This is a genomic window from Janthinobacterium silvisoli (assembly GCF_014200725.1).
Taxonomy (GTDB): Bacteria; Pseudomonadota; Gammaproteobacteria; order Burkholderiales; family Burkholderiaceae_D; genus Janthinobacterium.
In genome coordinates, this window is record NZ_JACHCL010000002.1 from 492,649 (window position 1) to 518,483 (window position 25,835).

At 60.3% G+C, this 25,835-nt stretch carries 22 protein-coding genes; 6 read left to right on the forward strand and 16 right to left on the reverse strand.

Features of this window, described 5'->3' with window-relative positions; translation table 11 throughout:
• Positions 1–167 precede the first annotated feature (167 nt).
• The gene (locus HDE75_RS12380) at positions 168–1,643 is read left to right on the forward strand and encodes a serine hydrolase domain-containing protein (protein ID WP_183677374.1); all 1,476 of its coding nucleotides are present in this window, start codon (positions 168–170) and stop codon (positions 1,641–1,643) included.
• A gap of 103 nt (positions 1,644–1,746) precedes the next feature.
• Here HDE75_RS12380 and HDE75_RS12385 read toward each other — a convergent pair whose 3' ends face one another.
• The 4 genes from HDE75_RS12385 to aceE form a co-directional block, all read right to left on the reverse strand.
• Entirely contained in the window at positions 1,747–3,336 is a 1,590-nt protein-coding gene (locus HDE75_RS12385; RefSeq protein WP_183677373.1) for an aspartate:alanine exchanger family transporter, read from the reverse strand.
• 240 nt (positions 3,337–3,576) lie between these two features.
• Positions 3,577–3,861: a glutathione S-transferase family protein gene (locus tag HDE75_RS26960; protein WP_311735125.1), complete on the reverse strand. Its 285-nt coding sequence runs from the start codon at positions 3,859–3,861 to the stop codon at positions 3,577–3,579.
• Entirely contained in the window at positions 3,862–4,203 is a 342-nt protein-coding gene (locus HDE75_RS26965) for a glutathione S-transferase N-terminal domain-containing protein (protein WP_311735107.1), read from the reverse strand.
• A 16-nt stretch (positions 4,204–4,219) separates the two neighbouring features.
• A complete protein-coding gene (gene aceE / locus HDE75_RS12395) occupies positions 4,220–6,886 on the reverse strand; it encodes a pyruvate dehydrogenase (acetyl-transferring), homodimeric type (protein WP_183677372.1) in 2,667 nt (888 codons plus the stop codon).
• Between the two features lie 151 nt (positions 6,887–7,037).
• Between aceE and HDE75_RS12400 the strand changes: the two genes are divergently transcribed.
• Positions 7,038–7,496: a MarR family winged helix-turn-helix transcriptional regulator gene (locus HDE75_RS12400; RefSeq protein ID WP_183677371.1), complete on the forward strand. Its 459-nt coding sequence runs from the start codon at positions 7,038–7,040 to the stop codon at positions 7,494–7,496.
• Here HDE75_RS12400 and HDE75_RS12405 read toward each other — a convergent pair.
• The 4 genes from HDE75_RS12405 to HDE75_RS12420 all read right to left on the reverse strand — a co-directional run bounded on the left by HDE75_RS12405 (position 7,488) and on the right by HDE75_RS12420 (position 13,946).
• The gene (locus tag HDE75_RS12405) at positions 7,488–8,570 is read right to left on the reverse strand and encodes a transketolase-like TK C-terminal-containing protein (RefSeq protein ID WP_183677370.1); all 1,083 of its coding nucleotides are present in this window, start codon (positions 8,568–8,570) and stop codon (positions 7,488–7,490) included. The two genes, HDE75_RS12400 and HDE75_RS12405, sit on opposite strands and share 9 nt — an antisense overlap.
• 260 nt (positions 8,571–8,830) lie before the next feature.
• Positions 8,831–10,156, reverse strand: coding sequence for an MFS transporter (locus tag HDE75_RS12410; RefSeq protein ID WP_183677369.1), 1,326 nt, complete (start codon positions 10,154–10,156; stop codon positions 8,831–8,833).
• Between the two features lie 78 nt (positions 10,157–10,234).
• Complete coding sequence (locus tag HDE75_RS12415) at positions 10,235–11,395, reverse strand: YdcF family protein (protein ID WP_183677368.1); 1,161 nt, start codon at positions 11,393–11,395, stop codon at positions 10,235–10,237.
• A gap of 4 nt (positions 11,396–11,399) precedes the next feature.
• Complete coding sequence (locus HDE75_RS12420) at positions 11,400–13,946, reverse strand: TonB-dependent receptor (RefSeq protein ID WP_183677367.1); 2,547 nt, start codon at positions 13,944–13,946, stop codon at positions 11,400–11,402.
• 156 nt (positions 13,947–14,102) lie between these two features.
• Here HDE75_RS12420 and HDE75_RS12425 point away from each other — a divergent pair, with 156 nt between their 5' ends.
• On the forward strand, positions 14,103–15,236 hold the full coding sequence (locus HDE75_RS12425; protein ID WP_183677366.1) for an ROK family transcriptional regulator: 1,134 nt from the start codon (positions 14,103–14,105) through the stop codon (positions 15,234–15,236).
• Between the two features lie 127 nt (positions 15,237–15,363).
• Here the strand turns inward: HDE75_RS12425 and HDE75_RS12430 are convergent, their stop codons facing one another.
• Together HDE75_RS12430 and HDE75_RS12435 are read right to left on the reverse strand one after the other, a co-directional pair.
• Positions 15,364–15,696, reverse strand: a complete 333-nt coding sequence (locus HDE75_RS12430) for a helix-turn-helix domain-containing protein (RefSeq protein WP_300758663.1) — start codon at positions 15,694–15,696, stop codon at positions 15,364–15,366.
• Complete coding sequence (locus tag HDE75_RS12435; protein WP_183677365.1) at positions 15,671–16,069, reverse strand: type II toxin-antitoxin system RelE/ParE family toxin; 399 nt, start codon at positions 16,067–16,069, stop codon at positions 15,671–15,673. Before HDE75_RS12435 ends, HDE75_RS12430 begins: the two co-directional genes overlap by 26 nt.
• Positions 16,070–16,604: 535 nt before the next feature.
• On the opposite strand from HDE75_RS12435, the gene HDE75_RS12440 reads away from it, so the two are divergent.
• The 3 genes from HDE75_RS12440 (at position 16,605) to HDE75_RS12450 (ending at position 20,667) form a co-directional block, all read left to right on the forward strand.
• On the forward strand, positions 16,605–17,138 hold the full coding sequence (locus HDE75_RS12440) for a sigma-70 family RNA polymerase sigma factor (RefSeq protein ID WP_183677364.1): 534 nt from the start codon (positions 16,605–16,607) through the stop codon (positions 17,136–17,138).
• Positions 17,135–18,112, forward strand: a complete 978-nt coding sequence (locus HDE75_RS12445) for a FecR domain-containing protein (RefSeq protein ID WP_183677363.1) — start codon at positions 17,135–17,137, stop codon at positions 18,110–18,112. Before HDE75_RS12440 ends, HDE75_RS12445 begins: the two co-directional genes overlap by 4 nt.
• A gap of 86 nt (positions 18,113–18,198) precedes the next feature.
• Positions 18,199–20,667 carry a TonB-dependent siderophore receptor gene (locus HDE75_RS12450; protein ID WP_183677362.1) on the forward strand — a complete coding sequence of 823 codons (2,469 nt, stop codon included), beginning with the start codon at positions 18,199–18,201 and terminating at the stop codon, positions 20,665–20,667.
• Between the two features lie 7 nt (positions 20,668–20,674).
• On the opposite strand, the gene alaC is transcribed toward HDE75_RS12450, so the two are convergent.
• The 6 genes from alaC to HDE75_RS12480 all read right to left on the reverse strand — a co-directional run bounded on the left by alaC (position 20,675) and on the right by HDE75_RS12480 (position 25,791).
• On the reverse strand, positions 20,675–21,877 hold the full coding sequence (alaC, locus tag HDE75_RS12455) for an alanine transaminase (protein WP_183677361.1): 1,203 nt from the start codon (positions 21,875–21,877) through the stop codon (positions 20,675–20,677).
• A 104-nt stretch (positions 21,878–21,981) separates the two neighbouring features.
• On the reverse strand, positions 21,982–23,034 hold the full coding sequence (locus HDE75_RS12460; RefSeq protein WP_183677360.1) for an alpha/beta fold hydrolase: 1,053 nt from the start codon (positions 23,032–23,034) through the stop codon (positions 21,982–21,984).
• 21 nt (positions 23,035–23,055) lie between these two features.
• On the reverse strand, positions 23,056–23,475 hold the full coding sequence (locus tag HDE75_RS12465) for an organic hydroperoxide resistance protein (protein WP_183677359.1): 420 nt from the start codon (positions 23,473–23,475) through the stop codon (positions 23,056–23,058).
• 156 nt (positions 23,476–23,631) lie between these two features.
• Complete coding sequence (locus tag HDE75_RS12470) at positions 23,632–24,918, reverse strand: ATP-binding protein (protein WP_260174003.1); 1,287 nt, start codon at positions 24,916–24,918, stop codon at positions 23,632–23,634.
• Positions 24,915–25,655: a response regulator gene (locus tag HDE75_RS12475; RefSeq protein WP_183677357.1), complete on the reverse strand. Its 741-nt coding sequence runs from the start codon at positions 25,653–25,655 to the stop codon at positions 24,915–24,917. Before HDE75_RS12475 ends, HDE75_RS12470 begins: the two co-directional genes overlap by 4 nt.
• Complete coding sequence (locus tag HDE75_RS12480; RefSeq protein ID WP_183677356.1) at positions 25,648–25,791, reverse strand: hypothetical protein; 144 nt, start codon at positions 25,789–25,791, stop codon at positions 25,648–25,650. The genes HDE75_RS12475 and HDE75_RS12480 overlap by 8 nt, the downstream gene beginning before the upstream one ends.
• Positions 25,792–25,835: the final 44 nt, after the last annotated feature.

The window sequence follows — 25,835 nt, forward strand, 5'->3', positions numbered from 1 at the left end:
TTCGGATAATGGAGTATTGGCGGAAACCGGCCACAAGCGCACGGTCGAAGAACCGACGTGGCTCGCGTTCCATCATGCGAATCCTGCAACTCGTCGCTTTGTTTCGATTCCAGCAGTTCGGATAATTACACTGTCTGAACTTTCTACTCCCAGCCACTCATCTTCCAATGAAAAAGAACACAAGCGCCATCGGCGAATCCGCCGCTCTTTTGCAGATCAGGACAACGCGCATAAATAAAAGCAATACCATCATCGGTTGCGTTGTTGCACTTGCCGCCGCGCTGCCCTTGGGCGCCTGTGCCCAGCTTGCACCGGATACCACCCGCGCGATTGATGCGATCGTCGTGAAGGCCCTGGAAGACAAATCGGTCCCGAGTGCATCCATTGCCATCGTCAAAGGCGGCAAATTGGTCTATGCGCAAGCGTACGGGATGGCACGCATAGATCGGGCTCTCAAGGCGACGCCGCAGATGCGCTACAAGATCGGCTCGAATACCAAGCAATTCGTGGCGGCGGCGATGCTGTTGCTGGTGGAAGACGGCAAGCTGTCGCTCGATGACCATATCGCACGCTTCTTGCCTGATCTAACCAGGGCAAATACGATCACCGTGCGGCAATTGCTGGCGCATACAGCCGGCTATATGGACTACTATCCGCTCGATTATGTGGCGCCATTCATGGAAAAGGCGACAACCGTGGACGCAATCCTTGCCGACTGGGGCAAAAGACCGCTCGGCTTTGAGCCAGGTTCAAGATGGGAATACAGCAACACCGGTTATGCGGTTGCCGGCCGCATTATCGAAATGGCGAGTGGAATGTCGCTCGATAATTTCATCCGCAGCCGCATCACGGACAAACTGGGTATGCGCTCAGTAGTCGATACCAGTGCGACCCACTGGAGCGACAGCGAACCACAAGGCTATGAAGTTGCGGCATTCGGTCCACCTCGTCCGGCGCGGCCGGAAGGAGCTTATTGGTTATGGGCAGCCGGCAACCTGGCGATGACGGCAAGCGATCTGGCGCGCTGGGATATCGCACTAATGCATGACACTATACTGAGCAGTACATCACGCAAAGTGATGGCGACGGAAAATTTGCTGACCGGTGGCACTGGTACAAATTATGGCCTTGGCCTGTTTGTACGCATGACGCCCGAAGGACGCCTGCGGTGGGACCACGGTGGGGAGGTAGCTGGCTTTCGCTCGCAAAACACGATCTTTCCGAATGATGACGCGGCCATCGTCGTGCTTACCAATGGCGGCGGCAATACCAGTGACAAAGTGACAGGCGAGATCGAAGCGCTACTGTTCGCTCCCGCTGCCGACTCAGTTGACAACTCCGCTGCCGCCCTTGCCCTGCACAAGATTCGTGCGCTGTTCGTGCAGTTACAGGCCGGTCATCCTGACCGCAGCATCCTGAGCGATGGCTTGAACGCGCATTTCAGCGAACAGGTCGTCGCCGATTTCACCGCTTCGCTCAAACCGCTAGGAGAGGTGCAAAGTATCGTTGAATCGCGTTCCGACCGTCGAGGCGGGCTTGTCTATCGTTTCTTTCGTATCAATACCGCTGGTGGAACCGTGCGAGTGCCGACCTACTTCACGCCCGATGGCAAGCTAGATCAGTTCATTGTTTATCCGCGCTAACGATCGGTTTTGAATACGAACAGCTGAATATAGAAATACAAATCGAGTACTGAGCAAGACAGTCCCCGATGACTGCCATCGCTGGCACACGAAGGTGAAGTTTTTACCCATACAAATGCAGCAACACCTGCACCGCAATAATCTTGACGATAGTCATGCTGGGGAAAATCATGGCGTAACCCAAATTGGGCCGGTCGGACTTGGCCAGGCGGTTGGCGAAGACCAGCACGGCGGGGTTGCCGGTGGCGCCGGCGGCGATGCCCAGCAGTTCAGGGAATGGCAGGCGCAGGAAGATTCTGCCTAGCAGCACCACCAGGGCGACCACCACCAGTACCGTGACTGCTCCCAGTACCAGCATGGGCAAGCCGTCGGCGCCGACTTGCCGCACGAACGGCAAACCGGAAGCCATACCGACGGAGGCCAGGAAGATCGTCAAGCCATAGTTGCGCATGACAAGATTCGCCGACAGCGGCAAACGCCAGCTGACTTTACCGATACGGCCCAAACGGCCGAGGATCAGCGCCATGACCAGAGGTCCGCCGGCCAGGCCCAGGCTGAACGAGCCTATCCATGGCAAGGGAATCGGAATCAAGCCCAGCAAGACGCCCAGCACCATGCCCATGCCCAGGGAGACGTAGCTGAACTCGGCCGTGGCGGTGATCGAGTTGCCGAACAGCTTGCGCACGTCGGCAGCGTGCTGCGATGGTGCAATGACCATCACCCGGTCGCCAAATTCCAGGGTCAGGTAGGGCTGCGGCAAGATCATTGCGTCGCCGCGGCGGATGAAGGCGATTTGCAGCGGGAAATCTTTAGCCAGGTTCAGCTCGCCCAGCGGCACGCCGACGATTTCCGCATCGGATACAAACACTTCCATGCCATCGAAATCGCTGCGGTCTTTCATCAGGCGGCCTGGGTCCGAATGGCCCAGCGCCGTCCTGGCCGCTTCCACGGCCGCTACCGTGCCGGTGACCATCAGCGCGTCGCCCAGCGCCAGTACCACGCCGGGCGCCGGCAAGCGGTTTTGGTGTCCCTGGCGCACGGCAATGACTTGCACACCCGCCAGCGGGCCTTCGGCCAGGGCGGATAAATCAGCGCCGGCCAGCGCGGCCGTATCGATGGTGATTTCCGAGACGATGATCGGCGCCGGTGGCGGCGTGAGCACAGGTTTTAATATACGCCCTGCCAGGTACAGGCCCAGCATCGGGCCGACTACGCCAAACGGATAGGCCACCGCATAACCGACGGCCGCGTCGCCATTGCCGTGCGATGCTTCCAGCGCTGCCTGCAAAGCCGCCGTGCTGGTCATGGCGCCGGCAAACACGCCGCTGGCCATGCGCAGCGAGATATCGATCCACTGCCCGCCCCAGATGGAAACGGCCAGGCCGCCCATCACGGCAATAAACGCGATCAGATTATGTTTCTGCCCTGCCCCGCGTAAACCTGCAAAAAATTGCGTACCGTACTGCACGCCTATGCCATACAGAAACAGCAGCAAGCCGATCGAGCCGACCAGCGACGGCGGCACGGAACCGGGGGCGAACGCGCCCAGCGCCAGCCCGGCGAACAGCACGCCGCCCACACCCAGCGAAAAACCGAACACGCTGACTCTTCCCAGCGCATACCCGGCGCCGATAACAAGGAATAAAGCCAGGATCGGAGTCGATTCCAGCGTATGGCGCAGCAGCTCTATCATCGCAAAGTCTTCAAGTAGGGAGAGATACCAGTTTAGCATGCGCTAGAGCAACAAGATGCCAACTTCGCAAGCAAACGTGCGCATCCATGCAGACAGAAAAAAGGCAAAAAAAAGCCCGCTACAGGAGCGGGCTGAATCTATTTCCTGTGAGGAAGTAGAGGAGACAAATGAATGATGCCGCGTTGCAGCATATAAATCTAATTCTATGTTGTGATGATAGAAATACGATCTATCAATATCTCAGGTCAGCTGCCGCGCCGCCTCCCTTTGAATTGCCTCGCGCACGGCTGGCCTTGCGCCGATGCGCGCAATCAGCGCCCTCACGAGCGGAAACGCCGCCAGATCCACCTTGGCGAAATCGGACCAGCTGAGGATGGTGTACAGGTAGGCATCGGCCACCGTCAACGTGTCGCCCAGCAGATACGGCCCGCCGCTGGCCAAGTGCCGCTCCACGTAATCGAGGCGGGCGGCGATGCGCAGGCGGGCCACGTCCTGCGCCTGCGCGCCGTATTCCGGGTGAAACAGCTAGGGGCTGAAAACCTTGTGCAGTTCGGTGGCGATAAAACCCAGCCATGACTGCAGCTGCACCCGCGCCAGGCTTCCGGCTGGCGGCGCCAGGCCGCTTTGCGGTCGCAAGTCGGCCAGATACTGGAGAATGGCTGTACCCTCCAGCAGCACCGTGCCATCGCCCAGCTCCAGCGCCGGCACATACAGATTGGGATTCACGCGGGCGTAATCGGCACCCGTTTCCGTGATGCGTGGAATATTTTTGATATCGACGCGCTCCAGTTCGAGCGCAATGCCCGCCTCGATGGCCACGATGTGCGGCGACAGCGAACACGTTCCCGTTGCGTAATACAACTTCATGCGGCTCTCCTCAAATTTACACGGATGCGGGATCGATTTTTTCCACGTCGATGCCATATTTGGCAATCGCCTCGCCCACTGTGCTGCGCGGCAACTGCCCTTCGTCAGCCAGCGCCGTCAGGGCGGCCAGCACGATGAAGTGGCAGTCCACTTCAAAGAATGTGCGCAGGGACTCGCGTGTATCGGAGCGGCCGAAACCATCGGTGCCCAGGGTGATAAAACGCCGGCCATGCACGAAAGGCCGCACCTGATCGCCGACGATCTTCATGTAGTCGGTGGCGATCACCAGCGGGCCTTGCCGCTCGGCCAGGCATTGCTGGATATAGGGCACCCGTGGCGCACTGTCCGGGTGCAGCATATTCCAGCGCTCCGCAGCCAGGCCTTCGCGCCGCACTTCAGTCAGGCTGGTGGCGCTCCAGACGTCGCTGGCCACGCCGAAATCCTGCTGTAGCAAGTCGGCCGCCGCCATTACCTCGCGCAAGATGGAACCGCTGCCCATCAGTTGCACGCGCGATCCCTTTTCTTGCGGTCCTTGCTGCAAGAGATAAAGCCCCTTGAGGATGCCCTCCTCGCTGCCTTCCACCATGGCCGGGTGTGGATAGTTTTCGTTGAGCAAAGTGACGTAGTAAAAAATATCTTCCTGTTCGGCAAACATGCGGCGCATGCCATCCTGGATGATCACCGCCAGCTCATAGGCAAAAGTGGGATCGTAAGAGATGCAGTTGGGAATCACCGATGACAGCACGTGGCTGTGGCCATCGTCATGCTGCAAACCTTCGCCCATCAAGGTGGTGCGCCCTGAAGTCGCGCCCAGCAAGAAGCCACGCGTGCGGGCGTCGGCTGCGGCCCAGGCCAGGTCGCCCACGCGCTGCAAGCCAAACATCGAGTAAAAGATGTAGAACGGTATGGTCGCCAGACCGTGGTTGCTGTATGAAGTGCCAGCCGCAATCCACGACGAGATCGCGCCCGATTCGTTGATGCCCTCTTGCAAGATCTGCCCATCCCTGGCTTCCTTGTAATAGCTGAGCTGGCCCGCATCCTGCGGCGTGTACAGCTGGCCCAGATAGGAATGGATGCCGATCTGGCGGAACATGCCTTCCATGCCAAAGGTGCGCGACTCATCGGGCACGATGGGTACGATGATCTTGCTCAGCTGCGGATCTTTCAGCAGGGTGCCGAGGATGCGCACGAAGGCCATGGTGGTCGACATGCCCCGCTCGCCGCTATCCTTGAGCTGGGTGGCAAATGCCGACAGCGGTGGCACGGGCAAGGGATCAACCTTGCTGATGCGGGCGGGAATATAGCCGCCCAGCTGCGTGCGGCGCGCGGCAAAGTAGCGCGCTTCTTCGCTGCCCGGCTGCGGTTTCAGATAAGGCATGTCATCGAGCTGTTCATCGCTGACTGGCAAGGCGAAGCGGTCGCGGAAGGCGCGCACGGCGTCGGCGCTCATCTTTTTCAGCTGGTGGTTGATATTTTGCCCTTCACCAGCCTCGCCCATGCCAAAACCCTTGACGGTTTTCGCCAGGATCACCGTCGGGCGGCCCTGCGTGTGCATGGCTTCGGCATAGGCCGCGTGGACTTTCTCGGGGTCGTGCCCGCCACGCGTCAGCTTCCAGATGGCGTCGTCGGACATATGCGCCACCAGCGCCAGCAGTTCCGGATATTTGCCAAAGAAATGTTCGCGTACATAAGCGCCGTTTTGCGATTTAAATGTTTGATAATCGCCATCCACGCATTCCATCATACGCTGGCGCAACAGGCCGCTCTTGTCACGCTGCAATAAAGCATCCCAGCCACTACCCCAGATAACCTTGATGACATTCCAGCCGGCCGCGCGGAAAGTGCCTTCCAGCTCCTGGATCACCTTGCTGTTGCCGCGCACGGGACCATCGAGACGCTGCAGGTTGCAGTTCACCACGAAGATCAGATTATCGAGGCGCTCGCGCCCGCCCAGCGAAATGGCAGCCAGCGATTCGGGCTGGTCCATCTCGCCATCGCCGAGGAAAGCCCACACCTTGCGGCCCTGATGTTCCTTCAAGCCACGGTATTCCAGGTAGCGCATGAAGCGGGCCTGATAGGCGGCCGTCAGCGGTCCCAGGCCCATCGAGACCGTAGGAAACTGCCAGAAATCCGGCATCAAGCGCGGGTGAGGATAGGAAGACAATCCCTCGCGGCCCGCTTCGCGGCGGTAATTATCCAGCTGCGCTTCCGTGATCCGTCCTTCCAGGTAAGCGCGGCCATAGATGCCGGGTGCGGAATGGCCCTGGATATAGACCAGGTCGCCAGCGAACTGCTCGGTGCGGCCACGGAAGAAATGGTCGAAGCCCACGTCGTACAGCACGGCTGCCGACTGGTAGGTGGCAATGTGGCCGCCCACATTCGAATGTTTGGCTGCGCGCAAGACCATCACCATGGCGTTCCAGCGGATGTAGGCATTCAGGCGGCGCTCGATGGCCAGGTCGCCCGGGTAGGCTGGCTGGCGTTCAGTAGCGATACTGTTGGTGTAGGCGGTGGTAACGCGGCCGTGCATGCCGCCGAATTGCGCGGCATCGCCATCGACCAGCTGGTCGATCAGGTAATGGGCGCGCGGACGCCCTTCCACCGCGACGACCGCCTGCATCGCCTCCAGCCATTCTTGGGTTTCCTGCGGATCAATATCGGGCAAAGCAAGGGATGTGGTCATGGCTGTCTCCTGGAGGTGGGAATTTCATCTACACGATCGATTGCTACTGCAATCATTGTATTTGCTATAGTTGCATTTGCAATCGTTATTTTGCAATTGTATAGCGCTATAATTGCATTTGCAACTGCTATTGAATTCGGAGGAATACCCTATGTCTGCAACTGAACCCGACCTGTGGTTCTCGTTCGTGCGCACGCACCGGCTGATGATCCGCGAGATCGAGCGGCGCCTTGCTGCGGCCGAACTTCCCTTGTATGCGTGGTATGACGTGCTGTGGGGGCTGGAAAGCGGCCCGGACGGTTCGCGGCGCATGCACGAACTGGCCGACGCGCTGGCCATCGAACGCTACAACCTGACGCGCCTGGTGGACAAGCTGGAAAGCGACAAGCTGGTGACGCGCACGCGTTCGATGGAAGACGGCCGTGCCGCTTTTGTGTCGATCACGGAAGAAGGCAAGATCCTGCGCAAGAAGATGTGGGCCGTGTATCAAGCCACGGTGGCCGATCTATTTCTGGCCCAGTTCGGCAGCGAGGAACGCCAGGGCTTCAACGACGCCCTGGTGCGCGCCGCCGATGCCGCACGCAGCGCACGTAGCGACGCATCAAACTAAGCTGTAACGCTGCAGCGCCTGCTCCACGCTCTGCACGGAGATGCTGTTCTCATCGGCAAGCGCTTTCAGGGCCAGCACGACCAGCCAGGCAGCGCAGAGCTCGCTGTGGCTATCGGCGCCGATGGCCTTGAAGTTGCCGCGCACAAAGCCGCCGATCTGGCCCGCGATATGCTGGGCATAACCGGTCACGGCAATAGTTGGTGCGGCGCTGCCGCCAAGGCAACGCTGTACATGGGCCTGGCGCGGCGTGGCGCCTGGGTGATGCAGACTCCAGACTTCTGCCGCCTGCCCGTCGCGCGCCAGACGTGTGTAGCTGGGGCAACTCCACACTTCCACCTTGATCTGCCAGTCATCGCGCAGCAAACGGGCCGCTTCCTGCACCAGCGCCAGCGCCCTGCCCGCGCCGCACAAGCGCAGCTGGGCCGGCGCCGTATCGAACGGCGGCAAGCGGTACATGCCCAGGCTGGCGGCGGCCGCATCATCGGCCGACAAGGGCTCTGCGTATCGTTCCTCATCGTGCATCGCCAGATAGAAATAGCCAGGCTGCTCGTCCACATATAACGCTTCCAGCGCCGCACACATGATGGCGCGCACTTCCTCGCCATTGGCAGGATCGAAAGGCGTGCAATTGGCTTGCGCAGCCAGCCAGGCGGGCAACACCGGCTGCACGCCTTTCAGCCAGCGCGAGACTTGCGTTTCCGCATCATTGCAGACGATGCCACGCTCACGGGAATCGACCAGCACGCCGCGCAATGCGGCCAGCGACTCGGGGCGGCATAAGTAGAGCAGCGGCATCTCGGCGCGATAACGCAGCGGCCAGGCACTCACTGACGCCGCCACATTCCAGGCATCGTCCGGCGCGTCCTGTGTTTCGCTACGCACAATATGCAGCGATCCGGCAGATTCGCCTTGCCGGTTCAGGCTGCCCGCCATGGCGCCCAGCGCGCGGCGCGGTGAAGCGTGCTGCGGCAAGAAACTGGACGCATCGGAGAGTGCGCTCAAACAAGCGCTGGCGGCATCGCGCGCCATATTTGCTGGCGCCGGCGAAGAAGGGGATGGCGATGATGCATGCATGAAAACTCCTGTCTCGGTATGGCGTACGCAAGGCAAGTATTGCCCATACGATTGCATTTGCAATGATTGTAATTGCAATCCTATTGCGCTGGCAAGAGACACGGAACGCCAATGTACGGTAAGGATGCAAGCGGGCAAAAAAAAGCCCGCTACGGAAGCGGGCTGAATCTATTTCCGTGGAGGAGATAGAGGAGACAACTCAATAATGACGCATTGCAGCATCGCCATCCAATTGTATGTTGTGATGATAGAAATGCGTTTCATTGATATCTTTGATATCTGACCGGTAGGCCGCAGCGTGTCCATAGCCAGGTCAGCAGCATCACCAGCAGGCATGCCAGGATCAAGGGCAGGCACATCAGGCCGGGCAATTGCCCGCTTTGGGTTCCCCGGTAATCGATGCCGCCGAGTAGCTGTCCCAGCAACAGGCAGTTGCATCCAAGCGCGATCTTGACGGCGCCCGTCATCAAGCCATACGCCAGGCCTGCGTCAGCCTTGGCGCTGTCCGCGACGATGTCACCAAAGGCGGCCCACAATACCGTGCCGCAGCCGCCGCTGAAGATGCCAAAACCCAGGGCGCAAGCCATGATCAAAGGCCAATCGTGTGTTCCCAGCCAAAATCCCACGATAGAGACCAGCAAGCCCGCCGTGGCCAGCAGCAGACAATCGACCCTGCTCTTGCCTGACTGCAGCAGCAGATAACGCCATAAAAACTGCGACAGGATCGCCCCCAGCGAGGCCATCATGGCGATCGAGGTCCCCCACGTTGGCGACTTGAGCACGTAGGCGATGTAATACGGTTCCAACTTGAGAAACATGGCACAGCCGCCCGAGATCAGCACGATCATGGCCACCAGTATCCATACCCCTGGCGGCAAGCCGCACAGCGCTTGCCACAAGTTTGGCCGCGGCGCCGGCGTGGATGGCTGTGCCGGAAAAGGCCCGGCTTTGCGCATGGCCCGCAGCAAAACAACAGCCGAGACGATGGCGGCCAGCGACAGCCCAAACACCAGCAGCAGGAAGCGTGCCGGCTGGCCGGTGGCGATGCGGGACGTCAACAATGGTGCGATGGCGCTGGCAATCAAGAGCGAGGCCGTGCCGCTGAAGAAGATGCGCAGGGAACTGACCCTCGAACGGCTGTCTGCATCCTTTGTCGCCAGGCTGAGCAAGGCGTTCTGCGGTAAATCATAGAGTGCGTAAGCGATACGAAAGGCGATGCCCGTCAGCATGGCGTAGGGTGCGCCCCAGGCCGGCGGCACATAGGTGCAGAGAAACAGCAGCACCAGCGTCAAGGCGCTGAGCACGGCGCCCAGGCATTGCATGCGGCAAGTCTGCAGCACGTGGGACAGGCGTTGGCGCAACAGCAGGCCCAGGACCAGGTCGGCGGCCGTACCGGAAAAATAGCCGAGGGCCAGGATCAGCCCCATATAGCGCACGGGGATGTGGCCCACTTCCGTGAGAAAGTAGGCAAACAGGATTTCACTGGCATACCAGAACAGGCTTTTGCCGAAATGCGCGCCCGCATAGGCATACGTCAAGGTCCGCGACTGCGGCGTTCCCAGCAAGTGATCAGATGCAGTGTTCAAGATGGCAGCCCTTAAAAAAAGGGAGTAGCCGTCTGGCCACTCCCCTTGCGTTTCACCACGATCTCATCGGAAACAGGCTTATGGATCGAGCGGATCTTTAGGGTCCATGCGCGCCGAGGCGGCGGCAGGCCGGAACACCAGCTCCGTCGGCGAGATGCGCGCGCCGATAGTTGCCGGCTGATAACCGAGCTCCTGCAGGTTGCGCTTGTCGAACTCCGGGCTGCCGATGTAGCGGCTTTGGTCCACGTCGGTAATCACCAGGCCGTCACGCCCCAAAGGCGCGCCCAGCGCGATCAGCCTGCGCGTGGCATTGCGCAGATTGGTCGTCGTGTGGCGTGCGTAAGGTTCGATAATGATGCGGTCGGCAGGCACGCCGTAACGCTCCATCAAGGCCTTGCGCATTTCCACCGCTTCCACAAAACGGCTGCCCTTGGGATGCACGGAAGCGCCGCTCATCATCACGAATGCCACGTCGCCTTGCGCAAAACGCTGTGCCGCCAGACGTACACGCAACTTGCCGCGCGCACTCAAAGGCGTGGCCAGGTTTTCCGGCCCCATGCCCGGCACCACGATGGCCGTGTAGCGGTATTGAGACCAATCAAGCGTCCTGGCGCGAGCCAATGCGTCGGCATTGAACTTCGCTTCGAGTGGTTCAAACGCCACCGCTTCGCTACGGTCATTGACGTCCAGCAAAGCCAGGGCCATCGCCAGGCTAGGATCCAGTGCCAGCGCAGGCTCTTCTTCGCTGGCCTCACCCAGCAGCACGGCATCGGCAACGCTATCATTGAACAGCTTGCTGCCGACAGCTTCCAGCGGACCGTCGATCTTCGGATAGCGTGGCGCTGCGCCCTGCCCATACACGGCGATGATGCTGTTCAAGCCACGCAGCTCGCGCGTCAGCTGGGCCGCTACGCCATCATCGGCCAGCGACACCTTGCGCCAGGCCGTGGCCGGACGCTTGGCCGCCAGGCTTGCCACGCTGGCGATCTCGGCATCGCTCCAGCTGGCAGCGCGCAAAACGCATGCGGTCTCATGCTGGCAAGCATCGAAACGCACCCGGCGCCTGGCCAGCACATCCTGCAAGGCTGGCGCCTCTTGCGCCGTGCTGGCGCCCAGGTCCAGCATGGCAGGAAACAGCTGATTGCCCAGCAGCGCCCAGTGCGCATCACGCACCGGAGCGGCTTGTACAGCTTGCGCCATCGACAGCAAGGATGCCGCCACTAATAATGCACGCTTCATCCCATCACCACGCTTTGCTCAGCACGATGCGGCCGCTGCGGCCAAATACGGGGCGGCCGTAAATCGCTTGCTGGGTGCCCTGGCCCGACAGGGTATCGGTGCGGGTATTGCCTTCGGTCAAACCTTTGGCGTTCGTCAGATTGTCACCAACAATTTGCAATGTCCAGTCTCCTTGTGTCACCGTCACGCCAGCGCCGAAGGAATGGTAGGCGGGCAGTTCGGTTGCGTTGAAAAAGTCGACATAACGCTTACCGGTGTAAGCGTAGCTGCCATAGACGTCAACTTGCTTGTCGCCCACATTGAAATTATAGCTGGGGCGGATATTGCCGAACACCTTGGGTTCGCGAATGATCTGGTTGCCGACCACTTGCGATGGATCGGCGCCCACGCTGCTGACAAAGTTCTTGTATTGCGGGTCTTGCAAGGTCAGGGAGCCGTTCAGGTAGAAGCGGTTCGTCAAATACCAGGCGCCATCGAACTCGGCGCCCTTGACAATGGCCTGGCCAAAGAATGGCACGGTCTGATCATTGCGGCCCGTGACCGGATTAAACGCCGTAAACGAAGCGTTGAGCGGATTGAACTTGGTGTAGAAACCCGTCACGTACAGGTAGGAGCGGCCCGCCTTGGCTTTCACGCCCACTTCATACTGGTCGGCCTTGGTGGTCAGCACCAGCGGATCGACGGTGGCGGCCACTTGCAGCGATGGCGGCACTTCCAGGTGCGAGATGCGGGCATAGCCGCCAAACTGCTCCGAGAAATCGTAGTTGGCGCCGGCGGTCCAGTTCTTGGTGGTGGTGTTATAGGTATGGTCCTGACGCGCTCCCGTAAAGGCGCGGGTAGTGTCGTCGGCCAGGGTGGTCGGGTCGCCCAGGTTGACCTGGTTGGTCAACAAGGCATAACCATTGTAGTGGTAACGCTCGGCGCGCAAGCCCGCGTCCAGGCGCAGACGGCTGTTCACTTCCCAGGTGTCGTTGACATAAAACGCGCCCATCTTGGCGTCCGTGTCGCCCTGGTTCAGGGTCGACGTGTAATGCAGCACGCCATTGTCCGTCACGGAACCGAGCATGGAACCGTTGGCCGCATAAGCGATCAAATCCAGCGTACGGGGCTTGCCCGCCACTTCGGTCAGCATATCGTTGTAGACCGATTTGCTGGTCTGGCCGTAAGCACTGGTGTAGACGCCAAACTTGACGTCATGGTTACCCATTGCCGTCTGGAAGTTGCGCGTCAGGTTGATGTCGCTCTGGGCCGAGTAAAAGCTGGAACTGGCGGCGCGGTACTGCCCTTGCATCACCAAGCCCGAAGCGCTGTTCGGATTGTAGACTTGCGCGCCATTGGTGCCGGCGATCGCGTAACCGAAGTGATCGACCGGGCCGAATGCCGCCGTGGCGGCATTTTTAAAGCCATTGGCAAACGCGGTGGCGTCTGCCGGATTCGAGGTCGAATAGTAGGCATCGAAATCCAGGCGGCCCTGGGTATAGCCGCCCTTGGCCGACAAGCGCCACTCGCCGATGTCGCCATCGAATTGCACGCCGACATTGCCAAACTGCAGATGGCGGCCATTGTCCAGGTCGCGGTGATCGGTTTGCAGGTTGCCATTGCTATCGCGGTATTTCTGCGTGACGTTTTGCAGCGATGGCGAATTCATGGTGCCATCGAAATAATTGATGTATTTATCGAGCGACACGGACGGATTGCGCGGGTCCGCAATCGGTATCGGCAGATAAAACTGGTTATGGTCGTTCAGGTAGTTGACGCTGAACTTCAGTACGCCCGCATCGGTCACGCGCTTGATATTGGCGCGGATCTGGCCGCCACGGTCATTCGGGAAACCGTTGTCGCGGTGACCCTGGTCTTCGCGCAGGAAGCCGCCGATGGCGTAATAGGTACGGTCATCGATCTTGCCCGACTGCATAAGATCGACACGGGTCAGGCCGGTCGTGCCCAGGGTCACTTGCGCCTTGCCACGGGTTTGTTCGCCACCGGTCACGGTGGTGCTGTTGACGATGGCCGCCGCCTGGCTGGCATAGATGGGCGCCGGACCGCCGCGCACCACTTCCAGGCGGTTGGTCATCAAGTCATAGCGGTTCAGACTATCGCCACGGAAGAAAAAGCCATTGATTTCGGTGAACAGCGGCAAGCCATCTTGCTGGAACAGCGCCAGGCCGTCGTCGGTAGGAATGCCGCGCACGCGCGTGATGTTTTGCACTTCACCGCCGGTCGCCTCGACCTGGATGCCGGGCAGCTTGCCCAGCAAGTCCGCCATGTTTTGCGGCGCCAGCTTTTGCACTTCTTTTTGCGACAGCGCGTTGACGGCATAGGACACATCAAAACGCCGCTGCGGACGCGCCGAACCGGTCACCACCACGACCGATGCATCGGATTGGTCCGACGCTGGCGCCGCAGCAGCTGATTCCTGCGCCACCACACCTTGCTGCTGTGCTGGCGCAACGGCATCTTGCGTTGCCGTCTGGGCAAGAACGGGAGCAGCAATGGCGCATAACGCGACCAGGGCGCAGCCTTGGGTACGCGTCGACTTTCTTTTAGACATGGTTTCCTCTGTGATAATTGGTGGTTACAAATAGTCAACAGCGATATTACTGACGGTATATGACAGCTTTATTTATTACTTGCGAAATAAATAAAAAATCAACTATTATGTCGCTTATACCCAACAACGGCGATAGCGCTTGACAGGATTCCCACCATGAATATCGGACGTTTGAACTTGAGTTCAGAGGCAAAACACTTGCTCTGGCATTTGCGCACCAAGGGGCCGACGGCCCGTACCGAGCTGTCGCTGGCGATGGATGTCAGCAACTCGACGGTCACCAAGCTGTCGCATGAGTTATTGAATCTGGGACTGGTCGAGGAACTGGTGTCGCCCGAAGCTCCGCGCCGTGGCCGGCCGACGATCCCCTTGACGATTTCACCGGACGGCGGCTACACGGTGGGTGCGACCATCCATAAAGGCGTGCTGGAAATTGCACTGGTCGATTTTGCCGGCGGCCTGATCTCGATGACCACCGAAACCATAGGCGCGCCCGGCCCGGTGGAATTTGCCCAGCTGCTCGACAAACGCATCATCGACCTGTCGGTCCAACACCGCTTGCTGGGCAAGCGTTTTCTCGGTGTCGGCATCGGCATCCCTGGCCCTGCCCTGGCGCGCGATGGCAAACGCTGGCATGTGGTGACGGACTTGCCCGGATGGCGCGACGTGCCGCTGCGGCAGATACTGGACGACACGCTGGGACTGCGCGTGATGCTGGAAAACGACGCCAATGCGGCGGCCCTGGCGGAATATTACCGGGGCGGTCCCGTGCGGCAATCGTCGACCGTGATCGTTATCCTGCTCGGTTACGGCGTGGGTGCGGGTGTGATGGAAGACGGGCGCCTGCTGCGCGGCGGCCTGGGCAGCGCCGGCGAAATCGGCATCCTGTATAAAAGCGACCTCCCCCGCCCTACCACCCTGGACTTGCTGGCCCTGTTGCGCGAGGCGGGCTGCGAAATCGATTCCGTGGCGGACTTCGATGAACAGACGCGCGCCTATGAAGACGTGATAGAGCGCTGGTTGGACCGGGCGGCCGAGCAGCTGGAGGCGGCCTTGAACAGTGCCATCGCCTGGTTCGATCCGGCCGAAATCATGTTATCGGGCTCGCTGCCGTTCTCACTACTGACCCGGCTATCAAGCAAGCTGAACAACGACCGTTTGATCCGCGGCGATCACAGGTCGGCCTGCGTGGTGCGCGTGTCGGACCTGGGCCGCAGCTCGATTGCACTGGGCGCTGCGCTGTTGCCGATACATGCCTTGACGCATACCTTGTCCGTCAATCAGTTCTGACAATACAAGGCATCAGGCAAGGTGTTCATAAGCATGGCCCGGAACAGTTATCTCAAGCTAATAAAAAATAGCAGTCAGGCTGGAGCCCCACTGCTATTTCTGGAATTTCAACAAGACGCAAACACACTCAAGCAAATATCGCCTCAATGCCCCTGGTTTCGACTATCTGTAGCAACTTCGCTGCGGCGCCGCTCGGATGCTTTTCCGCAGTGGGAGACTCCCACTTTTGAACCGTGGAAACACTCACATTAAGCATGGAAGCGAATACTTGTTGACTCATTCTTGCAACCTGAGTGCGAATGGCAACAACCCGTTGCGGTGGATACGCTGGCGGCGCCTCGCACAACGCCTTCATGCGCGCCATGTCCGCCTTGGACACAAGACCGTATGCGCTCAAGTCAGCGGTAGTTTCCAGCAGTTCGCGTAGCACACGGCTATCCGCATTTGTTTTCTTGCTCACCGCAAATCTCCATTAGTACGCCATCAGTTTTCATGGTTTCAAGCTTCACAACAGTTGCTGCCTGCAATAATTTCCCGGCAAGTTTTGCAGCCTCCTCCTCATTCGGGGAGAAATCCGTTCCTGGGTCGCTCTTCGCGCGACCGGCAAGGAAGAAAATTGCTGATTTATGCTGCTTCGCCACCAGCGAACGTGCCGAACCACTCTTCCCTTGACCCGGTACAGCAATTCTTTTTTTGCAAACCCCTTGGCCTAAGTCAGCTTCAAACTCGCCACGTTCAATCTCTCTCGCCGCTTGGCAAAGCAAGGCATCAGAAAGAATCTTCTTGGCCCATCGCGCAAACGACTTTGTTTTGAAGACTCTTTTTTTATTCATTTCACCCTCAAAAATTATAGCACATGGTGCTACCATTTTTGCCTTATACAGACACGTGGTGCAAAGTCTCAAGATGCTGACCTAGGTGTATTCTGTAGAAATTTCATCACATGGGCAAGCGCACTAAGCAGCATTCCTTCTGTGTGGCAGCGAAACCGATGCCAAACTATTGATTCAAAAATAATGAACTAGTTGCTTATGAACACCTAGCAGGCAAAAAAAAGCCCGCTACGGGAGCGGGCTGAATCTATTTCCTTGGAGGAGATAGAGGAGACAAGTTCAGTATGTCGCGTTGCAGCATATCGAACCACTTTATATTGGTGATGATAGAAATACGGTTGAATGATAATAAGGGCGTGGCGGGCCAAATCAGCCCTGCTGCGGGGGTAAACATAGCCACGATGCTGCTCTGGGGCAGTGTCTGAACCATGCAACACTGCCCGTGACGAGATTGACGCAAATGCAGCATTTTTGCGATAATGAGAATTATTCTCAATAAAGATCTCTCTGGACGGCAAAATATGCCTGTCTGCAGATGCCAGCGCCAGCTATCGTGACCCTTGCCCTCTCCGCCCCCAGCGATCCCGCCGATCCCATCAACGCGATCTACCGCCAGCACCACGGCTGGCTGCTGCGCTGGCTGCGCGGCAAACTGCAATCTGCAGACCAGGCGGCCGACCTGGCGCACGATACGTTTGTGCGCCTGCTGACAAGCACACATCAGCCAGCCTTGCGCGAACCGCGCGCCTACCTGACGACGGTGGCGCAGCGCCTGGTGATCGACCATTACCGCCGCCTGTCGCTGGAACAAGTCTGGCTGGACACCCTGGCCCACGTGCCGGAACTGACGGCCATGTCGCCCGAAGAGCGGCTCGATATCCTGCAAACCCTGCACCGCATCGACGCCATGCTCGACGGCTTGCCCGCCCCCGTGCGCAGCGCCTTTTTGCTGTCGCACCTGGAAGGCTTGAGCCACGCCGACATCGCCGCGCGCCTGGCAGTATCCGAGCGCACCGTGCAGCGTTATCTGGTGCAGGCAATAGAGCGCTGCATCATGCTGATCGCATGAATTCAACCAGTGCACAGATCGATCCGCGCGCGGCGCACGAAGCCGCCTCATGGCTGGTGCGGCTGCGCTCCGAAGACTGCGGCATCACAGACCAGCAAGCCTGGCAAGCGTGGCGCAGCAGCGACCCGGCCCATGAAGCGGCTTGGCAGCGCGCCGAGCTGCTGTGCCACAGCCTGGGCCTGTTGCCACCTGCCGCCGGCATGCGCGTGCTGGACCGTCCAATAAGAAAAACGCGGCGCAGCACCGTCAAGACCCTGGCGGCCCTGATCGCAGCCGGCCCGCTGCTATGGGGTGCCGATCACCTGGCGGGCGGCCCCGCATGGCGCGCCGATGTGCGCACGGCCAGGGGAGAAATCCGCGCCATGACGCTGGACGATGGCACCCGCATCGTGCTCAACACGGACACCGCCATCGATATCGCATATGGCCAGCAAGAGCGGTTGATAGACCTGCGCAGCGGTGAAATCCATATCGAGACGGCGCCCGATATCGCCTCCCCGCCGCGCCCTTTGCTGGTCCAGACGGAGCAAGGCCGCATCCGCGCCATCGGCACGCGTTTTAGCGTCAGGCACGATGACGGTCTGTTCCAGCCACGCACGCAGGTGGCCGTGATGCAAGGCGCAGTGGAAATCCGGCCCAGGAGTCATGATCACGCCGCGCGGATCCTGAAAGCTGGCGAACAAACCAGCTTTACTGAAGACGCCATCTCGGCCACGTTGCCGCTGGCGCCCCACTTTGACGCATGGTCCAGGGGCGTGCTGGTGGCCGACAATACACCGCTGGCTGAACTGCTGGCGGAAATTGCACGCTATCGTCACGGCGTGCTGCGCTGCGCGCCCGAACTGGCCAGCCTGCCCGTTTCCGGCACGTTTCAACTAAAAGATACAGACAAACTCCTGCATCTGCTGCAACGCAGCCTGCCGATCCGCCTGCGCCAGCGCACGCGCTTGTGGATCACCATCGAGCCGGCTTAAAAAGTTCGAAAAGTTTGTCCGTTTTTCAGATCTGCTCCGTCATACCAGATAGAAGCAGAAAAATCTGAACCTCCGAAAGGGACTCCATGGCATTGCAGCATTCTCCACAAAGACATCCAACCACTGTTGCCGTGCGCGCCGCGCTGGCCCTGCTGATCGCTGCCAGTTGCGCTACGGCCAGCGTGACGCCATCGGCGCAAGCCGCCGAGAGCGCTGCGGCAAGCCAGCGTCAGTACCAGATTCCAGCCGGCCCGCTCAACGCGGCGCTGTCAAGCTTCGCCATCGAAGCGGGCGTCAGCGTGGCCACCGCCTCCGCTCAAGTCAACGGCTTGCACAGCAAGGGCTTGCAAGGCCGCTACACGGTGTATGAAGGCTTCCAGAAACTGCTCGATGGCAGCGGCCTGGAAATCGTCGAGGAAGGCAATGGCAATTACAGCCTGCGCAAGGCTGGCGCGGAACCGGCGATGGCCACCATGCCGGGCGTGACCGTCAGCGCGCAGGCGGACAACAACAGCACTGAAGGCACCAGCTCCTACACCACGCGCGCCATGAGCACCGCCACCGGCCTGTCGCTGTCGCAGCGGCAGACGCCGCAAACGGTCAGCATCATTTCGCGCCAGCAGATGGATGATTTCGAACTCACCAGCCTGCAAGACGTGGCCCAGGCCACGCCGGGCATCTACAGCAAGGGGCAAGCCGTATCGGACCAGGAAGCGACCTATTTTGCACGCGGCTTTGCACTGAGCCACGTCAATGTGGATGGCTTGCCGCTCGACGTCACGGGTTTCAACGAGCGCAATGTCTCGGCCGATATGATCATGTACGACCGGGTGGAAGTGGTGCGCGGCGCCACCGGCTTGCTCGAAGGCGCCGGCGCACCATCGGGCAGCATCAACCTGGTGCGCAAGCGCCCTACCGCCACGCCGCTGCTGAACCTGTCGGCCGGCGCTGGCAGCTGGAACAACCAGCAATTGACTGTGGACGCCAGCAACGCCCTGAACGACGCCGGCACGGTGCGGGGACGGGTGGCAGGCAGCTGGCGCGACAGCGATAGCTACATCGATATCGTCAAGCACAAGGATGCCACCCTGTACGGCATCGTGGAAGCGGACCTGGCGCCCGACACCACCCTGGGCATCGGCTTTTCCGTGCAGCGCAGCCGCACCAATGGCCTCTTTGTCGGCTTGCCGACTTTCGCCGATGGCCGCCATATGGACTTGCCCCGTTCCAGTTTTTTCAACAATGCCGACTCGTTCCAGAACCGCGACAACAACGTGCTGTTCGCCGATCTGGAACAGCGCCTGAGTGGCGGCTGGCGCGCACGTTTCGCCGTCACTCATATCGACGCCACCTCGAACACGCGCAACACTACCAACAGCCGCATCGATGGCGAGGATTATCTGCTGAGCCAATCGGAAACGGGCTGGCATTACGGCACCAGGCAGCTGGTAGCCGACCTGCGCGCCAGCGGCCCTGTCAACTGGTTCGGACGCCAGCATGACCTCATCATCGGCACCAGCTACCGCCATGACGACTCGCTGGCATCGCAGGCGTGGGAAAACGATAGCGACCGCGTGATCGATATCCGCCACTGGAATCCGCGCGCGTTTTCCATGAATGGCCACGCCGCGCCCTTGTATGCCTGGGGCCGCAAGACCAATGAAAAAGGCGTGTATGCCGCCGGCAATTTCAGCCTGGCCGATTCCGTGCACATGGTGCTCGGTGGACGCTTCGGCTGGTATGCGCAAGACGTGACGGGCTGGTATGAAACGCCGCCCAACTGGAAGCGCAGCCTGGAAGAAAGCGCCAAGTTCACGCCTTACGCGGGCCTGGTCTATGACCTGGACCAGCAGCATTCGCTGTACGCCAGCGGCACGCAGATTTTCGAGCCGCAAAGCGCCATCGACGTGAAAGGCAATACCCTGCCACCGCTGACGGGCACCAATTATGAAGTGGGCGTGAAAGGCGAATACTTTGGCGGCGCGCTCAATACCAGCGCGGCCCTGTTCCGCATCGAGCAAAACAATCGCGCCATGGCCGATGAACAGAACTGCCCGACGGGCGGGAAAATCACCTGTTCGCGCGCGGCCGGCCAGGTTCGCAGCGAAGGTCTGGACCTGCAGGTATCGGGCTCGCCCCTGCCCGGCTGGCAGATATCGGCCGGCTATACCTATGTGATGGCCAAGTACATCAAGGACAGCATTGCCAGCAATATCGGCCAGCGCATCGCCACCGATGAACCGAAACACTTGTTCAAGCTATACACCAACTACCAGCTGGGCGGCGACTTTGCCAAATGGAACGTAGGCGCTTCCGCCTACGCTCAGGACAAGATCTACCGCAGCGATACAGGCTTTTATACCAGCCAGGGCACTTATGCCCTGCTCGGCCTGACGGCCGGCTACCGGGTCAATGACAAGCTGCAGCTGCGGCTCAACGTCGATAACCTGCTGGACCGCCGCTATTACCAGGCGCTCGGTTATTCCTGGTCCGGCGGCCTGGAGCGCTACGGCGCCCCGCGCAGCATCTTGTTGAGCCTGAACTACAAGATGTAACTTGTAATTAAGTGGCGGCAGGTTCCCTGAGCATGTTCCTGATACCCCGCAGCGCCTGCCGCACCCGCGACTCGTTTTCAATCAGGGCGAAGCGCACATATTCATCGCCGTATTCACCGAAGCCGATACCGGGCGAGACGCTCACTTTCGCCTTTTCCAGCAGCAGCTTGGCAAATTCCAGCGAACCCAGGTGGCGGTAGGCTTCCGGGATATGCGCCCAGATATACATGGACGCCTTCGGTTTTTCCACCATCCAGCCCGCCTCGTGCAAGCCTTTCACCAGCACGTCGCGGCGGCGCTGGTACTGGGCGCAAATTTCGGTCACGCAGCTTTGATCGCCTTCCAGCGCCGCGATCGCCGCCACCTGCACGGGGGTAAAACTGCCGTAATCGTGATAACTCTTGATGCGCGCCAAAGCCGCCACCAGTTCCGCATTGCCGACCATGAAGCCGATGCGCCAACCCGCCATGTTATAACTTTTGGACATGGTGAAAAACTCCACGGCCACGTCACGCGCGCCGGGCACCTGCATGATGGACGGCGCTTTCCAGCCATCGTAGGTGATGTCGGCATACGCCAGGTCATGCACCACCAAAATATTATGCTGCTTGGCCAGCGTTACCACACGCTCGAAAAACTCCAGTTCCACGCATTGCGCGGTCGGATTCGATGGAAAACCCAGCACCATCATCTTCGGCTTCGGATAGCTTTCGCGTATCGCCCGTTCCAGCTCCGCAAAGAAATCCACGCCCGGCCCCATGCGCACGGAGCGGATATCGGCGCCCGCAATCACCGCGCCCCATATATGAATCGGGTAGCTGGGGTTCGGCACCAGCACCGTGTCGCCCCGGTCCAGGGTGGCCAGCATCAGGTGCGCCAGGCCCTCTTTCGAACCGATGGTGACGATGGCTTCACTGTCCGGATCGATATCAACTTCGTAGCGCTTCTTGTACCAATGTGCAATCGCGCGGCGCAAGCGGGGAATGCCCTTGGAGGCGGAATAGCCATGCGTATCGGGCCGCTTCACGGTCTCGATCAATTTATCGACGATGTGCGATGGCGTGGCGCCATCGGGGTTGCCCATCGACATATCGATGATGTCCTCGCCACGGCGGCGCGCCGCCATCTTGAGTTCGGCGGTGATATTGAAAACGTAGGGGGGAAGACGATTGATGCGCGAAAAGCTGCGCGGAGTTTGGCTGTCGGTCATGGTATCTCTTTACGTAAGCGCCCGGATCCGTCCGAGCGACGTTGGCACAATGGGTGCGCCTGCAACGATACTACCGTGTCATTGCAGGCGCTGGCAAGTCCTGTTCAATAACTATCGACCTCGATCACCGCCCTGGCAAATTCATGCGGCGCTTCCTGCGGCAGGTTGTGGCCCACGCCTTTGAAAATGCGGTGCGTGCGCTTGCCGGAAAATTTGCTGGCGTAGGCCGTGCCATCCGACGCCGGCGCCACGCCATCCGCATCGCCATCGATGGTGATGGTCGGTACGCCGATCACGGGGCCGGCAGCCAGGCGCTGTTCCAGCGCATCGTATTTCGGGTCGCCCTTGGCCAGGCTCAGGCGCCAGCGGTAGTTGTGGATCACGATGCGGACATAATCGGGATTATCGAACGAGGCCGCGCTGCGCTCGAAGGTGGCGTCGTCGAACTGCCAGGTCGGCGAATTGACCTTCCAGATCAGCTTGGCAAATTCGCGCCGGTACTTTTCGTAACCAGCCTGGCCCCGGTCTGTCGCAAAATAAAACTGGTACCACCAGCCATGCTCCACTGTCGGCGGCAAGGGAATCTTGTTGCGCTCCAGGTTGTTGATCAGGTAGCCGTTCACCGACACCATGGCCTTGCAGCGCTGCGGCCACAGGGCCGCGATGATATTGGCCGTGCGCGCGCCCCAGTCATAGCCGGCCAGGATGGCTTTTTCGATCTGCAAGGCATCCATCAGGGCGATGATATCGAGCGCCACCACCGCTTGCTGGGCATTGCGGAAAGTACTGTCAGACAGGAAGCGCGTCGTGCCGTGACCGCGCAGATGGGGCACGATCACACGGTAACCGACCGCCGCCAGCATGGGCGCGACTTCCGCATAGCTATGGATATCGTAGGGCCAGCCGTGCAGCAGGATCACGGGTTTTCCATCGCCAGGCCCCGCCTCGAAATAACCGACATCGAGTTCGCCGGCGCGTATCTGCTTGATGGGCGCCAGCGCTGGCGCCGGCAGCATGCGCCTGTCCACATCTGCACCTGCGGCCTGCGCCACCTGCATGAAAGGCAGTTGAGCCATCGACAGGCCAGCCGTCGCGGCGGCCCCTGTCAACAGATGACGGCGTTGATCATTAATCGCTTCAGACTGTTTCTTGAACATAGTTTGCTCCCGGCAGAAAAATCAGGCCAATAACTGCAATGTCACGTTGATATTACCGCGTGTCAGCTTGGAATACGGGCAGGTCTGGTGCGCGGCGTCGACCAGGGCCTGGGCCACATCAAGCGCCAGGCCGGGCAGGCGGATACCGAGCCGCGCCTGCAGCAGATAGGTCTCGCCCGTCATGCCCAGGTCCACTTCGGCATCGACCGACAGATCAGCCGGCAACGCGACTTTCAACTTGCCTGCCGCCTTGCCCAGCGCGCCGATAAAGCAGGCCGACCAGCCAGCGGCGAACAACTGTTCCGGGTTCGTGCCCAGTCCTGCACTACCGGGCGAAGACAGCTTGATATCGAGACGGCCATCATCGCTGCGCGATACCCCATCGCGTCCACCCGTGGTGTGGGTTTTACCGGTGTACAGAACTTGATCGACTTGATGCATGAGGGACTCCTGTTCAGAAAAAGGGCCGGCACGGATTGCCTGGCGCTGAGTCTTATTAGACGCCGCCCGTGTATCGGGGCTGTGTCACAACATGGAGCAAGTCGCGGGGAATGTATCTGGAGCGCAGCCAGATACAATCGGGTACAAAAGTCAGTGCTACGACAAGATCAAGCGCGCTTCCAGTCCACCATCGGGACGGTTGGCAAGACTGAGGCGCACATCGATGGCCTGCGCCAGCTGGCGCGCAATCGCCAGCCCCAGGCCCGTGCCGCCGCTGTCGCGGTTGCGCGATGTCTCCAGGCGGTAGAACGGCTGAAACACCGTTTCCAGCTTGTCCGGCGCGATGCCGGGGCCGCGATCGAGCACGCGTATCGTCACCACGCTGTCCGACGACTCCACGACCAGCTCGGCGCTGCCTGCGTATTTCAAGGCATTGTCGACCAGGTTGACCAGGATGCGCCGCAACGCCACCGGGCGCAGCAGCATGGGCGCGCCGATACGCCCGTTCAGGGTGACGTCCGCCGCCGCGTCGAGATAATCGCATAGCAGGCTGTCGAGCAGCGCATCGGGGTCGATGCGGCGCGGCTGCTCGGTGGCGCCATGCAGGGTGCGGGCATAGCTCACGCCTTCGCGCACCAGATGCTCCATCTCTTGCAAATTGCGCGTCAATGTGTCGCGCTGCTCGCCATCATCCATCAGGTCGGCCCGCAAACGCATGCGGGTGATCGGAGTCTGCAAATCGTGCGAAATGGCCGCCAGGATATGCATGCGCTCATGCATATAGGTGGCGATACGGTCCTGCATGGCATTGAAGGCAGTGGCCGCGCGCGCCACTTCCACCGGGCCATCTTCAGGCAGGCGCACGGCTTTCAAGTCTGGCCCCAGCGCATCGGCCGCGCGCGCAAGTTCAGCCAGCGGACGCGTGGCCAGGCGCACGCACCACCATGAAAACAGCGCCAGCAGCAGCAGTTGCAGCAGCAGCAGCGGAATCAGCCACGGAGAAACGGGCAAGCCCCGCGGCCGCAAATCGATGGTCAGCGGCGCGCCATCGCTGAGGCGCAAATGCACTTGCAAGTGTTCGCGCAAGCCCGGAATGGCGCTGGCCGTCAATGGATAATGCTGGCCGATGGAGCGCTCGATCGACGCCGCCAGCAATTCGGACAGATGCGCGTCAGGCGCCGCCCCCGGCAAGCCCGGCCCCAGCATGAAGCTGTAGGTGCGCCGCTCCAGGCGCGCCAGCCACTGCCCGCGCTCGCTGGCCGGCAGCCGGTCCAGCAAGGCCACCGAGCTGGCCACGTCCTGCTCCATATCGCCCAGCATCAAGGACCGCGTGGCCAGTGCGCGCTCGTAAAAAGTCACGCTAAAGGACAGGGCATAGGCCACGGCCAGGCCGCTCAAAGAAATCAGCATCAGGCGCGCAAACAGGCTGCGCGGCAGCCTCATGCCTCGCCCTCGCATACTTCCACGGTGCAGGTAAAAATATAGCCTTCGCTGCGCAGGGTCTTGATATAGCGCTGGCCACGCGCATCATCGCGCAGGCGCTGGCGCAAGCGGCTGACCAGCAAATCGATGGAGCGGTCGAACTGGTCCGTGTCGCGCCCCTGCGTCAGGTTCAGCAGCTGGTCGCGCGTCAGCACGCGCTGCGGGTGATCGAGGAATACCCGCAGCAGCCGGTATTCGGCACCGCTGAGCGCCACCATGGTGCCGTCGGCGTCGAGCAGGTGGCGGGCCGTGGTGTCGAGCTGCCAGTCGCCGAAACGCAGCAACTGCGTCACTTCCAGCGGCTTCATGCTGGGTGGCAGCATGCGCGTGCGCCGCAGCACGGCACGGATGCGGGCCACCAGTTCGCGCGAGGAAAACGGCTTGGCCACGTAATCGTCGGCGCCCATTTCCAGGCCGATGATGCGCTCCGTTTCTTCATCGAGCGCCGTCAGCATCAGTACGGGCACGCTGCGCCATTTGCCGGCGCGCAGCTCGCGGCATAGCACCAGGCCATCTTCGCCGGGCAGCATCAGGTCAAGGATCACCAGATCGACCGGCCCTTCTTCGAGCACGGTACGCATCTGGCGGCCATTCGCGGCAGCCGAGACCTGGAAACCGATCTTGCGCAAATAACTGCCCAGCAGGTCGCGGATTTCATGGTCGTCATCGACGATCAGGATGTGGTCGGGTTTATCCATCGCGGCGCTTGCCCGGCCGCAGGCGCGGCCCGCTGGCGTGGATGGTGGAGCAGTTGACGGGATGGCTCACTTCAAAACCGATACCGCCCAGCAGGAATACGGAAGTGGCGAAGATGCGCTTGACCGCACGTTTCAAAAAGCCTGCTTTATGTAGTGGCGGAGATGGAAGTTCTATATGCA